Consider the following 15243-nt stretch of genomic DNA (forward strand, 5'->3'; position numbering starts at 1 on the left):
CTTAGAAGTAGACGTCCTCGTGGGCCTTGCGGTAGTCGGCGATGGCGTCGAGCCGGCCGGCCGCCGCGTGCGTCACCCAGGCCGGGTTGCCGAGCAGGATCCGGCCCAGTGCCACGAGGTCGAACTCGCCGGCCGCCAGCCGCTCCACCAGCCCGGTCACCGACCCGGGGCCGGCGCCGGTGAGAAAGTCGCGGGTCAGCCCGACCGAGCCGACAGTGATCGCCGGCAGGCCGGTCAGCCGCTTGGCCCAGCCGGCGAGGTTCAGCCCCGCGCCGGGGAACGCCGGCTCCCAGAACCGTCGCTGCGAGGCGTGCAGCGCGCTCGCGCCGGCCTGCGCGAACGCGTCGAGGACGACGCCCAGCTCGGCCGGCGTCTCGGCGATCCGGGCCTCGAACGCCCGCTCCTTGAACTGGGAGAACCGCACGATCACCGGCCGGTCCGGGCCGAACCCGGCGCGGACCGCCCGCACGACCTCGGCCGGGAACGCCGCGCGGCGGGCCGGGGAGCCGCCGAACGCGTCCGTGCGGCGGTTCGTGTACGGCCAGAGGAACTCGTCGAGCAGGTACCCGTGCGCGGCGTGCACCTCCACGGCGTCGAACCCGGCCCGCGCCGCCACCCGCGCCGCGCCGACGTAGGCGGCCAGCAGCTCGTCGACGTCCCGTGCGGTCATCGCGTGGGTCGCCGGCCGGCCCGGCTCGCGCACCCCGGACGGCGTCCAGGCGGTGACGCCGTCGACCGGCTCCCGCAGGCTGCCGAGGTGCCACAGCTGCGCGGCGATGCGCCCGCCCGCGCCGTGCACGGCGTCGACCACGCGGCGCCAGCCGTCCTCGGCCGCGCCGGGGGTCATCCGTGGTACCGCATCCTCGTGACCCGCCGTGGGGTGGCCGACCAGCACGCCCTCGGTGATGACGAGCCCGAGACCGTGGGCGGCCCGGCGGGCGTAGTACGCGGCGACGGCCTCGGTCGGCACCCCGCCCGGCGACTGCGCGCGGGTCATCGGCGCCATCACGAACGGCGAGGCGAGCGGCAGCCCGGCGAACGTCACGGGCTCGACCGGCAGGTGGACGCTGAGGCAGGCGGTCATGCCCCGACGCTAGGTGCTGACACCGGTGTCAGGGGCAAGCCCGTCAGGCGGCCTTCGGCACCCGGTCCGCCGTGACGGCCATCTCCCCGACGATGACGTCGAGCGCGGCCACGGTCCGGGCGAGGGCGGCCATCTCCGCGACCATGCGCTCCCGCTCCTCCCGCAGCCGGTCGGTGAGCCAGGAGGTGCGGCTGTCGGGATCGGTCATGCAGGGCAGCAGCTCGTACATCCGCCGGCTGCTGAGCCCGGCGTCGAAGAGCCGCTGGATGAGCCGCACCCGCTCGACGGCGGCCTCGGCGAACACCCGCTGCCCACTGCCGGTCCGCGCGGACACCAGCAGTCCTTGCTGCTCGTAATACCGGATGGAACGCACACTGACCCCGGTCCGCGCCGAAAGCTCCCCGATGCGCATACCTCGAATCTAGGCCAGTGACGTCCACCTGGAAAACCCCGGCGGCGGGCACGATCCGCCCCGCGACGACATGGCCACCGCCACCGACCAACGTCTCTCACAACCGCCCGGCCCCACCCCACCCGAGCACGCCGCTCCACAGCGCGCGCGGGCCCGCGTCCCGGACCCGCGCCGCGAGTTCGGAGCGCGACCGGCGCCGGCCCGGCTGGTGTACCCGGGAGCGGGTCAGACCTCGATGTGGGAGCCCATGATGACCGTGCGGTCGCGGGGCAGGTTGAAGTGCTCGGCCGCGTCGGCCGTGATGAGCGAGGTGGCGATGAACAGCCGCTTCCGCCACGGCGCCAGCGCCGGGTCCGGGCCGGCGCGCAGCTCGATCTTCGACAGGAAGTACGACGCCTGGTCCAGCTGCAGCTCGCCCTCGGTCCGCTCCCGGTCGATCAGCCGCATGGCGGCCGGCACGTCGGGGCGCTCGACGTACCCGAAGCGGACGGTCACGTGGAGGATGCCGTCGTCGGCGTAGCCGAGGTCGTCCACCACGATGCGGTCGTCGGGGTCGACGCGCGGGACCGGCTCGGTCTCGATCGACATGATGATCACGTGGTCGTGGCGGACGTGGTTGTGCTCCACGTTGTCGCGCAGGGCCAGCGGCGCCGTCTGGCGGCCGCGGTTGAGGAACACGGCCGTGCCCGGCACGCGCACGGTGAGGGTGTGGTCGGTGCGCAGCCGCTCGATGAACTCCGGCAGCGATCCCTCGAGGCGCTGCCGCTCGGCGGTGACGATCTGCCGGCCGCGCTGCCAGGTGGTCATGACGGTGAAGGCGGTGAGCGCGATGAGCAGCGGCAGCCAGGCGCCGTGGACGAGCTTGGTCAGGTTCGCCCCGACGAACAGCAGGTCGACGAGCAGCAGGGCGGTCGCGCCGGCGCCGAGCACCCAGCGCGAGACGTGCCAGCGCTGGCGGGCGACGTAGAAGAACATCAGGGTCGTGATGGTGATCGTGCCGGTGACGGCCATGCCGAACGCGTAGGCGAGCGCGGCCGAGCTGCGGAACGCGAAGACCAGCGTGAGCACCGAGACCATGAGCAGCCAGTTGATCCACGGGACGTAGATCTGGCCGATCGTCGACTCGGAGGTGTGCGTGACCCGCAGGCGCGGCAGGTACCCGAGCTGGGCCGCCTGGGAGGCCACCGAGTAGGCGCCCGTGATCACCGCCTGTGAGGCGATGACCGTCGCCGCGGTCGCCAGCACGACCAGCGGCAGGCGTCCCCAGGAGGGCGCGAGCAGGAAGAACGGGCCGCTGATGTTGGCCGGGTCGGCGAGGATCAGCGCGCCCTGGCCGAGGTAGCTCAGCACGCACGCCGGCAGGACCAGGCCGAGCCAGCCCCACGTGATGGCCTTGCGGCCGAAGTGGCCCATGTCGGCGTACAGCGCCTCGGCCCCGGTCACCGCGAGCACCACGGCCGCCAGGGCGAAGAACGCGATGTGGAAGTGGCCGGCGAGGAAGCCGACCGCGTAGGTCGGCGACAGCGCCCGGAGAATGCCGGGGTGCCTGGCGATGCCGGTGATCCCGCAGACGCCGATCGTCACGAACCACAGGATCATCACCGGCCCGAAGACCCGCCCGACGGCCGCCGTGCCGCGCCGCTGGACCAGGAACAGCGCGATGATGATGACGGCGGTGACCGGCACGACGAGCTCGCCGAGCGACGGCTGCACCACCTTGACGCCCTCGACCGCCGACAGCACCGAGATCGCCGGCGTGATCATGCTGTCGCCGAAGAACAGCGCGGCCCCGAAGATGCCGAGCCCGGCGAGCACGGCGGCGCTGCGCCGCCCGGCCGGGCCGCCCCACCGCCGCACGAGCGTGATGAGGGCCATGATGCCGCCCTCGCCGTCGTTGTCGACGCGCATGGCCAGCAGGACGTACGTGACCGTGACGATGATCATCACGGACCAGAAGACGAGCGACACGACGCCGAACACGTTGTCGACGCTGACCGGCACGGGGTGCGGGTCCGCCGGGTTGAAGACCGTCTGGAGGGTGTAGATCGGGCTGGTCCCGATGTCCCCGAACACGACCCCGAGCGCCCCGACGACCAGCGCCGGCCGCACGACGCCAGCAGCTTGCCGACCCGTCACTCTGCGCACGATACCGCGTCGGTCACCCCGTCACCCGGGTGATTCGACGGGTGAGATCGGGCGGGTTGTGCTTGCGGGGCGAGACATCCACACACATCGTGAACCGGACGCCGTCACGCCCCTCAGCCGGGCGGCCGCGGGCCGAGGATCCGGCCGCGGCCGTCCGGGAGAAGCCCTATGTCTGCCATCGACGAAAGGCCATCGGTAGTGCGTCGCGCCAGCAAGCCCGAGCCGTACCTGCCCGAGCCGCCCGGCCGCAACGAGAAGTTCCTCTACTACGGCGCCCAGAGCCGGGGCGTCTTCGCGTTCTCCGTCGCGTCGTTCCTCGGCGTCGCCTACGGGCTGGTGCAACTCGCGCTGAACAACTGGTGGACCGCCGGGCTGTTCCTCGTCGTGGGGTTCCTGACCGTGACCGTCGGCGTCTCGATCGTGTCCTCGACCCGCCGGCGCCGCTCCAACATCGACCAGCACCGGGAGAAGGTCGCCGGCTGGCGGCCGCCCGACGACCCGCCGACCGTCGACGTCTTCATCATGACCGCCGGGGAGCCGATGCACGTCCTGCGGAACACCATCATGCACGCGGCCGGCCTGGACTGGCCGGCCGACCGGCTCACCGTCTACGTGTGCGACGACTCCGGCCGGGGCTCGGTGCGCTGGCTCGCCGAGCGCTACCACGCCGTCTACCTCTGCCGGCCCGACCGCGGCCGGATGAAGAAGGCGGGCAACCTCAAGCACGCGTTCGAGCACTCCACCGGCGACTTCATCCACGTCTTCGACGCCGACTTCGCGCCGCGCCCCGACATGACGCGCGAGATGATGCCGTACTTCGACGACCCCGCCACCGGGATCGTGCAGACGCCGCAGTACTTCGACGTCACCGACCCGCGGTTCAACTGGCTCCAGCGGGCGGCGGCCGCCACCCAGGAGCTGTTCTACCGCTGGATCCAGCCGGCCCGCGACGGCGTCGACGCGGCGATCTGCGTCGGCACCAACGCGCTGTACCGCCGCGAAGCCCTGCAGAAGGGCGGCGGGTTCGCGCAGATCGGCCACAGCGAGGACGTGTGGACCGGGGTGCGGATGAAGCTCGCCGGGTACGTCACCCGCTACGTCCCGGTCATCCTGGCCAAGGGCATGTGCCCGGACAACCTCGACGGCTTCGCCAACCAGCAGTACCGCTGGTGCACCGGCTCGATGTCGCTGCTGTCCGACCGCGAGTTCCACCGCACCCGGGCCCTGTCCCGGCGGCAGAAGCTGTGCTTCTGGACCGGCTTCCTCTACTACATCGCCACCGCCGTCACCACGTTCACCGGCCCGGTGCCGCTGCTGCTCATGGTGTGGTGGTTCCCGGAGCAGATCCGGCCGATGAACTACTTCTCGCTCGCGGGCACGCTCCTGGTCTGGCTGGTCGTCATGCCCCTGCTGACCGACGGCCGATGGACTCCGGTGGTACTGCGGGTGCAGGCCCTCATCGGCTTCTGCCACGCCGTCGCCATCTGGGACGCCCTGCGCGGCCGGACGGCCGGCTGGGTGGCCACGGGCGCGGCCCGGCACACCCCGACGGCCCGGCGGGTGCTGCGGCTGGTCCGCTGGTGGGTGCTGCCGACCCAGCTCGCGGTGTGGGCCGGCATCGGCTGGGGCCTCGCCGGCCACGACTGGCGGGACTACTGGATCACCGTGCTCTTCGCCCTGCCGGCCGCCTGGTTCCTGCTGCCGCTGACGCTCGGCCGGTACGCGCTGCCGGTCGCCGACCCCGACCCGGACCCGGAGCCGGCCGACCGCACGGTCGTCACCAGCGCCCAGGAGGTCCTCGCCGCGGCCCGCCGGGCCCGCAACGCCGCGCGGGTGACGGTATGAGCGTGCGCAGGGCAACGATCCTCGGGGTGGCCGCGGTCGCCGCCATCACCCTCGCGGGCCTCGCCGGCCGCGAGGCGGAGCGGCCGGCGTCCGGCCACGCCCAGAACCCCGGCACCCCCGCCCCGGCCAGCGGGGCGGCCAGCCCGTCGCCGGAGACCAGGACCGCCGCCGCCCGGCCGGAGGACGTGCTGCGGAACGGGCCGGTGTTCGGCGTCAACACGCTGCACACCGACCCGGCGTCGATCGAGACGATCGCGACGGCGACCGGCTGCCGGCCCGGCTGGGTCGAGGTGTTCAGCGCGGTCACCGGCGGCGTGTCGGCCGCGCAGCTCGCCGCGCTGCCGGGCGTGCCGCTGCTCGCCCTCGAACCGTGGCAGGACGGCAAGGTCAACGACCCGCGGTGGACCCTCGCGTCGACGATCAACGGCGCGCACGACGCCGAGTACCGGCGCATCGCCGCCGAGATCCGCGCCTACGGCAAGCCGCTGCTGCTGCGGTTCGCGCACGAGATGAACGGCGCCTGGTACCCGTGGGGGCCGGTCGGCAAGAACACGCCGGCGCAGTACCGCGAGGCCTGGCGGCACGTCGTGCGCCTCTTCGACGAGGCCGGCGCCACGAACGCGCTGTGGGTCTGGTCGCCGAACATCGTGCGCGGCGCCGTGCGCACGCCGATCCGGGAGTTCTACCCGGGCGACGACGTCGTCGACTTCGTCGGCCTCACCGGCTACGGCGAGTTCGAGGCGAACCCCGACGCCACCTACAAGTCCACATTGGACCAACTCGATTCTTTCACCAGCAAGCCGCTCATCCTGACCGAGGTCGGGGTGCGCCCGAGCAAGGCGAAGACGGGCTGGCTGACGGCGTTCGGGCCGTGGCTGCGGGCGCACCCGCGCATCGCCGGCTTCGTGTGGTCGATGCGGCCGCCGGGGCAGGGTTCGCGGTACGACTGGCGCTACGACGACAGCCCGGCCAACCTCGCCGCGTTCACCGGCAGCCTGCGCAAGGCGGGAGCGGCATGCTGACCGCCACCGAGCGGCCGGCGGTCGCCGGCCGGCGGCGGGCCGTCCCGGCCGACACGCCGCTGCCCTGGCCGCTGCTCGCCCTGCCGGTCGTCCTCACGCTCGCGACCGGGTTCATCGGGGCGCGCAGCCGGCAGCTGTGGCTCGACGAGTACGCGACCTGGTGGGCCTCGACGCTCGACCGGCACGACTTCGGCACGCTCATCGGGCACCTGGACACCGTGCAGGCGCCGTACTACCTGCTGATGCACGGGTGGATCCGGCTGTTCGGCGACTCGCCGCTGGCCATGCGCGTGCCGTCGGTGCTGGCGATGGCGGCCGCGACCTGGTTCGTGGTCCGGATCGCGGCCCGGGTCTACCAGCCGGCCGTAGGGCTGCTCGCCGGCTGTCTCATGTCGGCGGTGCCGTTCATGGGCCTGTACGCGCAGACGGCCCGCCCGTACGCCTTCGCCGTGATGTTCGCGTCCGGCGCCACCCTGGCCCTGTTCCGGCTGCTCGACGGCGCCCGCCGGGGCTGGTGGGCCGCCTACGCCCTGGCGCTGATCGGTGCCGGGGCGGTGCACCTGGTCGCGCTGCTGGTGCTGCTCCCGCACGGCCTCGCCGTGCTGTGGTGCGTGCGCCGGGAGGGCGGCCGGCGCGGCCTGGTCGCCGGCTGGGCGGTCGCGACGGGGGCGGCGCTGCTCGCCCTGTCGCCGGTGGTGGTCCGGGGGTACCAGCAGCAGGGCCAGATCGGCGGCGGTGCCCGCGGCTTCGACGAGGCGCTGTTCCTCGTCGTCTACGCGTTCCGCAACGACCTGGCGGCGGCCGCCGTGGTGTGGTTCGCGGTGCTCGGGGCGTGCCTCGTCCCGGCCGCCCGCAGCCGCGTCCTCGCGCTCGTCACGTGGGCCGCGTTCCCGTACGCGCTGGTGATCCCGGCGATGGGCCTGCTGAACCTGGCGTCGCTGCGGTACCTGCTGTTCGCCCTGCCGCCGTGGTTCGTGCTCGCGGCCGCGGCGCTGTGGCGCACGGCGACGGCGTGGCCGTCGAGCATCGCGCGGCGGGCCGGCGTGGCCGTGCTCGTCGGGGTGTTCGCGCTCATGGTGCCCGGCAACGTCGAGCTCCGGCACGACCCGCTGCTCGGCTACCCCGACTTCCGGGCCGCCTCGGCCGCCTTCGCCGGCGCCAAGCCGACGGACGGCCTCGTCATCGCCGGCGACAACGACGCGATCCTGCACCCGCACATGCCGGCGTACTACCTGCGGCCGCGCGGCATCGAGCTGCACGGCGCCTTCCTGGCCCAGGACCCGCGGGAGGCCGGCAACTACGACGGCGCGCGCTGCGACGACCTGCGCGGCTGCCTGCTGCGCTTCGACCGGGTCTGGCTGATGACCACCGCCCGGACCGACGACCCGTTCGGCGAGATGGACCCGGCCGAGGCGCGGCTCCTGCGCGACGAGTTCTCCGTGGCGCGCATGGACGAGTACCAGGGGGTGCGGGTCCTGCTGCTGGTGCGCCCGGCAACGGCGGCACCAGCAGCAGGACTGCCTGGCTGATGTGGTCGGGGCCGGTCGGCTCCGGACCCGACCCGGTCAGCCGACCAGCTTCCAGGGGCCGTTCTTGTCGCCCGGCTTCTGGTTGCGGGTGTACCACTTCGCCTCGTACACGTGGTTCTGGTACGTCACCCGGTCACCGGTGTTGTAGACCCGGGTCGCGGTCCACGCCGCCGGGCCGCCACCCGGCGGCGGCGGGGCGATCTCCTCCCAGGGGCCGTTCGGGTCGCCCGGCGCCTGGTTGCGGGTCCACCACATGGCTCGCCACTGCTTGCCCTGGTGGACGGCGTACTCGCCGTTGTTGAAGATGCGCGACGCGGTCCACTGCGCGGCGCCGTCCTCGGCCATGGCGATCTCCTGCCACGGACCGGTCGGGTCGCCGGGCTTCTGGTTCTGCGTCGCCCACGCGGCCTGGTACACCTTGCCCTGGTAGGTGACCCGGGCGTTGAACTTGTACGGGGTCGTCGCCGCCCAGGCCGCCGGCAGGCTCACCGTCACCGCGACGGCCGCCTCGGCCGCCTCGAAACCGTCGGTGCCGAGGAAGGCCGCGGTCAGGTTGTGCACGCCGCCGGACAGGCCGGCCGGCAGGGTGAAGCTCGCCTTGCCGTTCTCCAGCGTGGCCGTGCCCCGGGCGGTGGTGCCCTCGCGCAGCTCGACCTTGCCGGTGACCGGCAGGCCGCCGGCGGCCACGGTGACGTTCACCGTCGCCGCGGTGCCCCAGTCGACCGGCGCGGCCGTCGCCGTCACCTGCGGCTTGGCCTTGACCGTGCGGAAGACGGCCGGCTGGGCCACCGCCTCGCCGCCGTCGGCGCTCTTCGCCGAGACGATCCAGCCGTACGACGTGGCCGGCGCGAGGCCGGGCCAGGCGACCGTCGCCGTCCCGTTCGCGGTGACGTCCTGCCGGCCGATCGTGCCGCCCGGCACGTACAGCGCGAGGGAGTCGGTGGCGAACGACGTCTTGCGGCTGGTGAGGTCGACCGGCAGGGTCAGGTTGTCCTCGGCCCCGTTGTACCGCGGCTTCGTCTGGCTGCCGTCGGCCCGGATGTCGTACTCGGTCGCGCCGAAGTTGTTCAGGAACGGCGAGTACGTGTCGATGTGCACCTCGGCCCGGTCGACGTCGAACTGCAGCAGGCGCAGGAAGCTCGCGCCGAACTGCAGCCGGTCGGTGGCCTTGTGGTCCACCGTGCCGTCGCCGTTGACGTCGATGTTGCCGTTCGCGTCGACCCGCCCGGGCCACAGGTCACCGGCGGAGACCGTGTAGAACTGGTAGTCCGCGAGCAGCTCCACGACGTCGTGCGTGACCGTGACGCCGACCTTGGTCTTCAGGTTGGTGCCGACGCCGTGCTCGTGGCCGGCCAGCACCAGGAAGACGTTCGGATTGGCCTCGACGACCTGCTTGTAGAGCGGCGAGCCGTCCGGCGCCGAGAAGTCCGCCCCGCGGCCGTCGGGGTTGACCGACGGCTTCAGGTAGTCGTGCGACAGCAGGATGCCGTTGCGGTCCTTGTACCGCTTGAAGACCGAGTCGGCCCACCTGGCCTCCTGCGGCGTGACGCCGTACGACAGGCCGACCGCGACGAAGTCGAGCCCGCCGGCGGAGAACAGCACGTAGTTGTTCTGGTTGTCCTTGCCGGGGATGACGCTGCCGTCGGCCGCGACCTGCTCGTCCCACGCGTGGTACTCGGTGCCCGCCGGCCAGCTCTTGGCGACGCCGTAGTAGCGCTCGGCGCTGAACGTCTTGCTGAACCGGGAGTCGGGGCCGGTCTCGGCGCCCAGCTGGTCGTCGTGGTTGCCGGCGATGACCTGGTTGACCACGCCGTTGTCGTCGAGCACCTTCTGGTACTCCGACGCCGCCGCGAGCTCCCGCTCGACCTGCTCGTTGAGGCCGGGCCGCAGCAGCGTGCCGTCGGGGTTCTTGGCGAGCGGGTCGTAGTAGTCGTTCTCGATGATGTCGCCGGTGTGCGCGGTGTACGCGATCTTGCGTCCCTCGCGGTTGTCGGCGATCCACTGGGTGGTGCCGCGGTACGCCGCGGCCCAGATCGCCTGCTCCTCGGCGGCCATCACGTCGGAGGGCTCGGCGCGGCCGTCCCAGTCGTCGTAGGTGCCGCCGGCCGCGCCTTCACTGAGGTACTGCGTGTCGGTGAAGTGCGCGAGCGCGAAGTCGTAGGTGGCCGGGTCCTCGAAGCGGTCCTTGTCCTGCTGCGCCGTCGCATCGCGCGGCGACAGGTCGTCGGCGAACGGGTCCTCGCCGGTGACGAGGACGTGGACGGTACCGCCGTCGCGGTGCTCGGCGCCGATCGGCGCGGCCAGCACCGTGGCGTGGCCGGCCTGTCCGCGGGAGCTGGTGAGCACGGTCCACCGCTTGGCGGCCGGGTCCCACACGCGCAGCGCCACGACCCGCTCGGGGTCGATGTTGCCCTCCCACCGCAGGATCGGCTCCTGCGCGGTGCCGACGCTCAGGTCGTACCGCTGGAACACCACGTCACGCCCGGACGGCGTGTCGATCGTCCGGCCGTCGAGCGGCTGGAGCGACCCGAGCTGCACCACGGCGTCGTGAGCCACGTCGAGCGTGGTCGGCACGGCGGTCGCGACGCCCTGGTAGCCGCTGGTCGGCAGGACCAGGTCGGCCTTGCTGAAGGTCGCCGTGAGCGGCACGCCGGCCGGGCCGGGGATCTTCGCCGACAGCGTGGCGGCCGGCGCGTTGGGCTCGCCGACGGTCGCGGTCAGCTCGGACGGGACGTCCGGGATGCTCGCGCTGGTGAAGTGGATCTCCCGGGTGGCCGCGTTGCCGAGCACGTCGGTCGCGGAGACCGCGATCGTGTGCGCACCGGCGGCCAGCCCGCGGCCGATCAGGTCGCCCTGCGCGACGGCCTTGCCGTCGAGGGTGATCACCGGCGTGCCGGCGATCCCGGAGGCGTCCTTGACCTTCACCACGAGCGCGACGGTCGACGTGAGCCGCTGGCCCTCGGCCGGCACGCTCTCGGAGACCTCGGGCGCCGTGTTGTCGACGGTGAACCGCCGGGTCGAGGTCTTGTCCCCGACGACGGCCGTGATGGTGTGCCCGCCGTCGCCGAGCTTGGTGGTGTCGACGTCGGCCCGCCGGCCGAGCGCCGGCAGCGCGCCGCCGTTCTCGGCGGTGACGTCGAACAGGACGGTCTTGGTGAGCACGCCGTTGTTGCTGCTGCCGCAGGTGCCGTCGCCGATGTAGATGGTCACCGGCTGGCCGGCCGGGTAGCTTGCCGAGCCGATCGTGACCGTGCTCTCGGCGATCTCGCGGCTCACCAGCGTGGCCTTCGCGCCCGCCGGGGCGAGCTGGAAGTCGCGCAGCGTGAAGTCGTCGTAGTTGTCGCAGCCGCCCGCCTTGGCGCTGCCGTGGTCGCTGCCGGCGACGAACTCGACGACGTTGACGCCCGGCGTGAGCCACTCGTTCGGGAAGGCGAGGTCGGCGACCTCCTTCTCCCAGATGCCGAGGTTCAGCGGGATGCCGTTGATCCGCACGACGTTGTCGAAGCCGCTGTCGGCACCGTTGCCGCCGACGAACACCCGCAGGTGGGCGTCGGTGCCGGCGCCGAGCGTGTCGATCGTGCGGGTCGTCGGGGCGCCCGCCACGTCGAAGTGGAACTCGGCCTCCTTGTTGGCGCCGCACGTGCCGTCACCGAGGGCGAGGGAGGCGGCGGTCGTCGCCTCCCTCGTCACCGCGCCGCTCGTGGCGGTGGTGACCAGGTACGTCGGGCCGGCGGTGGCCGTCCCGCTCGTGCCCAGCGTGAGGTTGACCGACGCCCGGGTGACCCGGAAGTCGTCGTGGTTGGCGCAGGTGGCGCCGTTGAGGGTGCCGTTGTAGTCGCCGGTCTTCAGCAGGATCGTGTTGTCGCCGGGCTTGAGGTACCGGTGCGGCACCTTGAGCGTGACGTTCTCGGCGCCGGCGACGCCGTAGTCGCCGCCGAGGTCGACCCGGTTACCGTTGACGAGCAGGTAGTTGTGGTACTTCGCCTCGACCGAGTTGCCGGCCTCGACGGTGAGCGCGAGGGTCGCGGTGCCGGCCGCGAGCGACTCGGCGTTCTCGGCCGGGCTGCCGTCGATCGCCAGCGACTGCACGGTGCCGACGCCGGGCGCGCCGGCGAGGGCGGCGATGACCGGCCGGGTGCCGCGCACCAGCGAGCCGTCGGCCGGGGACACCTTCGGGGCGCCGGCGGGCGCGTTGTTGACCGCGACCAGGGCCTGCGCCGTCGCGCCGGACTTCGTGGTCGCGACGACCGTGTGGGCGCCGTTGTCCAGCGTGGTGGTGTCGAGGTCGACGCCGAGGCCGCCGGTCGAGCCGGGCTCGCCGGAGACGACGAACGTGAGGTCCTTGACCAGCAGGTTCTTCGAGCTGCCGCAGGTGCCGTCGCCGAAGCTGTAGCTGAAGGCGTTCTGCTCGCCGTCGACCACGACGCCGAGCAGGCTGAGGCTCAGGCTGCTCAGCGGGAAGTCGTCGTAGTTCGGGCAGCGCAGGCCCTCGCCGAAGGGCAGCGTCTCGACGCCCACCGCGTTGGCGTTGGTGGTGTCCACCCAGTTCGCGCCCGCGTGCACCGTGACGGTGTTGACGCCCGGGTGCAGCCAGGCGCCGGGGAACTCCAGCGAGCCGCTGCGGCCGCCCGGGATGTCCGGGAAGTAGACCCGGTCCGCCTCGGCCGTGTGATCGTTGACGGTGATGTAGTTGTGGTAGCGGGCCTCGGTGCCGTTGCCGCCCATGTCGAACGCGAAGCGCGCGGTGCCCTTCGTCGGCTGGGCCCCCACGGCCTTGCCGTCGACGGTCAGCGCGACGACCGAGTCGTTCTCCGCGGTCGGCTCGGCGTCGACCCGGACCCGTCCTTCGAGGGTCTGCCCGTCGCTCAGGTTGAGCACGGGCGCGCCGCCGGTGAGCGGCGGCGCGTTCTCCGCGACGGCGTCCGTCGGCACGGACCCGCCGGCCAGGACGACGGCGAGCGCGATCGGGAGCGCGCGCCGTAGTCGGTGCCTCATGGTTCTCCTTACAAAACGGTGATGAGGTGCGTCGCGGCGACCGCCACGATGCCGGCGCCGAAGACGGTGATGCCGCCGGCGGCGAGGACGGGGGCCACGCGGGCGGCCACGTGGAGCAGGCGGTGCGAGTGCGCCTTGCGGCTCACGACGGTGCGCCCGGCGACGGCGAGGGCGCCGACGCCGAACAGGACGACGGCCATGCCGAGGCCGAAGGTCAGCACGAGCAGCAGCGCGAACCCGGCGCGGCCGACGAACAGGCCGGTGGCGAGGACGAGGAACGCGGCCGGCGACGGGGTGAGCCCGCCGGACATCCCGAGCAGCACGAGCCCGGGCCGTCGCGCCCGGTCGGGTCCGGGCTCGTGGTGATGATGATCGTGATGGTCGTCGTGATGGTGGTGGTGATGGTGACCGTGCAGCTGACGACGGAGCAGCCAGAGTCCCGTGCCGATGACCAGGAGGCCGGCGACCAACTGGAGCCAGCCGGTCAGCGCCTCCATCCGGACCAGGTCGGAGAGCGAGAAGAACGTCCAGGCGACGCCGATGGCGAGCACCGAGACCGTGTGCATCGCGGCGACCGAGCCGCCGAGCCAGGCGGCGTCGCGGATCCGGCCGCGGGAGCCCGCCAGGTACGCCGCGGCGAGGCTCTTGCCGTGCCCGGGCCCGAGCGCGTGCCCGGCGCCGGCCAGGAACGCGAACAGGAACGCGAGCGGGGCGATGCCGGGCGCGATGACGAACTCCTGCAGCCGATCGCTCATGCGCCCTCCGCTCCGCTCCGGCCGCACGAGCCCCACACTGAGCCCACGATGAGCGGCCTCCTCCGCTTCGCTCCGGAACCGCTCATGCCAGCCTCCGCCGCCGCATGCGGCGCCCGACGAGCCACACGACGGCGATCGCGACGAGGACGCCGGCGATGACGGCGGTGAGCTGGATCGCGGCGCTGCTTCCCGACGCCGGCGCGGTCGCCGGCACCTCGCCGAGGGGCCAGTCGTGGGACTCGGCGCCCTGGCGGTACACGGTGCGCTGCCCGTCCGGGCCGGTCGCCAGGGTCTGATACGCCGGGTGGAGGTCGGTCAGCGTGCGGACCGCGACCGAGGCGACGCCGACCGGCCCCGGGCAGGCGAAGTCGACCGTCACGCCGCGCTTGGCGAGGTCCTCGACGGGCTGGACCGAGCCCGGACAGGCGCGGCCCGCGGTGCTGACCGTGATCCGGTCGAGGAGGTACCGGGCGAAGGCCGGCGCGGGCGCGATGGCCGCCGCGTCGGCGTCGCGGTAGAAGACGGCGCCGTCGAGCATGACCCGGTCCTGCGGCAGGATGCCGAGCGACACCCCGAGCAGCGTCAGGTCGTCGAGCCCGCCGGCCCGCCACCGCACCCGAACGACGTCGGGCCGGCCGTCACCGAGGCCGACGGCGACGGCCTGCGGGTCCCCGAACGGGTGCGCCGCCGCCGTCCCGGGAACGGCGAACCCGGCGAGGACCGCGAGCGCCACCAGGCACACCGCTCCCCGCCACCGCTGTCGTCCGCGCGTGGCCAAGGCATACTCCGAATAGAGGATCTTGGTACGCGCCGAGTCTGCCGATCGTTGGCCAGCAGGAGGGAACACCCGGATGAACATTCGGGACGAGCAGTTTTGTCACAGAACTGTCATCATTCAACGGTAATTCGGCCATATCGGTCCGGGACAGTGGGCCAGTTCAGCATGACCATGAGGAGGGTTCGACCGGTGGACGCGGAACGCACGGCACTGCCAGGCATCGGGTTGCGGCACGAGTTCGTGACCGCCAAGGGCCAGCACGCGGCGGTGGTGTCGCACGTCTCGGGACGGCGGGACATCGTCCTCTACGACCCTGACGATCCGGATACGGTCGCGGCCACATTGGCACTGAACACCGACGAGGCCAACGGCGTCGCCGAGCTGCTCGGCACCGCGCGGATCGTCGAGCGGCTGGCCGACCTGCAGCGGCAGGTCACCGGGCTGGTGACGGCGCAGGTGCCGATCATCGCCGGCTCGCCGTACGACGGCCGCTCGCTCGGCGACACCCAGGCCCGCACCCGCACCGGCGCGTCGATCGTGGCCGTGATCCGGGCCGGGCAGATCCTGGCCAGCCCGCGGCCCGACTTCGGCTTCCTCCCCGGCGACCTCGTCGTCGTGGTCGGCACGGCCGAGGGCACGGCGGCGGTCTCCAACATCTTCTCCAACGGCTGACCGCGC

At 72.9% G+C, this 15243-nt stretch carries 10 protein-coding genes; 4 read left to right on the top strand and 6 right to left on the bottom strand.

Annotation, left to right across the window (positions count from 1 at the left end; all coding sequences use genetic code 11):
• Position 1: 1 nt before the first annotated feature.
• From IEZ31_RS01425 to IEZ31_RS01435, 3 genes are all read right to left on the bottom strand, one after another.
• Positions 2 to 1084 carry an oxidoreductase gene (locus IEZ31_RS01425; RefSeq protein WP_190247842.1) on the bottom strand — a complete coding sequence of 361 codons (1083 nt, stop codon included), beginning with the start codon at positions 1082 to 1084 and terminating at the stop codon, positions 2 to 4.
• Between the two features lie 43 nt (positions 1085 to 1127).
• Entirely contained in the window at positions 1128 to 1496 is a 369-nt protein-coding gene (locus tag IEZ31_RS01430; protein WP_190247843.1) for a MerR family transcriptional regulator, read from the bottom strand.
• Positions 1497 to 1721: 225 nt separating this feature from the next.
• Positions 1722 to 3632 (bottom strand): potassium transporter Kup, encoded by a 1911-nt coding sequence (locus IEZ31_RS01435; protein WP_229833950.1) that lies wholly within the window; start codon positions 3630 to 3632, stop codon positions 1722 to 1724.
• Positions 3633 to 3839: 207 nt separating this feature from the next.
• On the opposite strand from IEZ31_RS01435, the gene IEZ31_RS01440 reads away from it, so the two are divergent.
• From IEZ31_RS01440 to IEZ31_RS01450, 3 genes are read left to right on the top strand one after another with little or no spacing between them, the layout of a single operon-like run.
• The gene (locus IEZ31_RS01440) at positions 3840 to 5486 is read left to right on the top strand and encodes a glycosyltransferase family 2 protein (protein ID WP_190247845.1); all 1647 of its coding nucleotides are present in this window, start codon (positions 3840 to 3842) and stop codon (positions 5484 to 5486) included.
• A 2-nt stretch (positions 5487 to 5488) separates the two neighbouring features.
• Positions 5489 to 6508, top strand: coding sequence for a glycoside hydrolase family 26 protein (locus IEZ31_RS01445; protein ID WP_190247846.1), 1020 nt, complete (start codon positions 5489 to 5491; stop codon positions 6506 to 6508).
• Entirely contained in the window at positions 6502 to 8037 is a 1536-nt protein-coding gene (locus IEZ31_RS01450; RefSeq protein ID WP_190247847.1) for a glycosyltransferase family 39 protein, read from the top strand. Before IEZ31_RS01445 ends, IEZ31_RS01450 begins: the two co-directional genes overlap by 7 nt.
• A gap of 36 nt (positions 8038 to 8073) precedes the next feature.
• On the opposite strand, the gene IEZ31_RS01455 is transcribed toward IEZ31_RS01450, so the two are convergent.
• From IEZ31_RS01455 to IEZ31_RS01465, 3 genes are all read right to left on the bottom strand, one after another.
• On the bottom strand, positions 8074 to 13032 hold the full coding sequence (locus IEZ31_RS01455) for a carbohydrate-binding protein (RefSeq protein WP_190247848.1): 4959 nt from the start codon (positions 13030 to 13032) through the stop codon (positions 8074 to 8076).
• A gap of 8 nt (positions 13033 to 13040) precedes the next feature.
• The gene (locus tag IEZ31_RS01460; protein ID WP_190247849.1) at positions 13041 to 13787 is read right to left on the bottom strand and encodes a HoxN/HupN/NixA family nickel/cobalt transporter; all 747 of its coding nucleotides are present in this window, start codon (positions 13785 to 13787) and stop codon (positions 13041 to 13043) included.
• Positions 13788 to 13869: 82 nt separating this feature from the next.
• Complete coding sequence (locus tag IEZ31_RS01465) at positions 13870 to 14520, bottom strand: hypothetical protein (protein WP_190247850.1); 651 nt, start codon at positions 14518 to 14520, stop codon at positions 13870 to 13872.
• A gap of 234 nt (positions 14521 to 14754) precedes the next feature.
• On the opposite strand from IEZ31_RS01465, the gene IEZ31_RS01470 reads away from it, so the two are divergent.
• Complete coding sequence (locus tag IEZ31_RS01470) at positions 14755 to 15237, top strand: cation:proton antiporter regulatory subunit (RefSeq protein WP_190247851.1); 483 nt, start codon at positions 14755 to 14757, stop codon at positions 15235 to 15237.
• Positions 15238 to 15243: the final 6 nt, after the last annotated feature.

The organism is Dactylosporangium sucinum (genome assembly GCF_014647515.1).
GTDB classification, from domain to species: domain Bacteria; phylum Actinomycetota; class Actinomycetes; order Mycobacteriales; family Micromonosporaceae; genus Dactylosporangium; species Dactylosporangium sucinum.

What these genes read in the sequence shown, in the direction of transcription:
- IEZ31_RS01425 (WP_190247842.1), bottom strand. Translation starts at nt 1,084, where the DNA reads ATGACCGCCTGCCTCAGCGTCCACCTGCCGGTCGAGCCCGTGACGTTC.
- IEZ31_RS01430 (WP_190247843.1), bottom strand. Translation starts at nt 1,496, where the DNA reads ATGCGCATCGGGGAGCTTTCGGCGCGGACCGGGGTCAGTGTGCGTTCC.
- IEZ31_RS01450 (WP_190247847.1), top strand. Translation starts at nt 6,502, where the DNA reads ATGCTGACCGCCACCGAGCGGCCGGCGGTCGCCGGCCGGCGGCGGGCC.
- IEZ31_RS01455 (WP_190247848.1), bottom strand. Translation starts at nt 13,032, where the DNA reads ATGAGGCACCGACTACGGCGCGCGCTCCCGATCGCGCTCGCCGTCGTC.
- IEZ31_RS01460 (WP_190247849.1), bottom strand. Translation starts at nt 13,787, where the DNA reads ATGAGCGATCGGCTGCAGGAGTTCGTCATCGCGCCCGGCATCGCCCCG.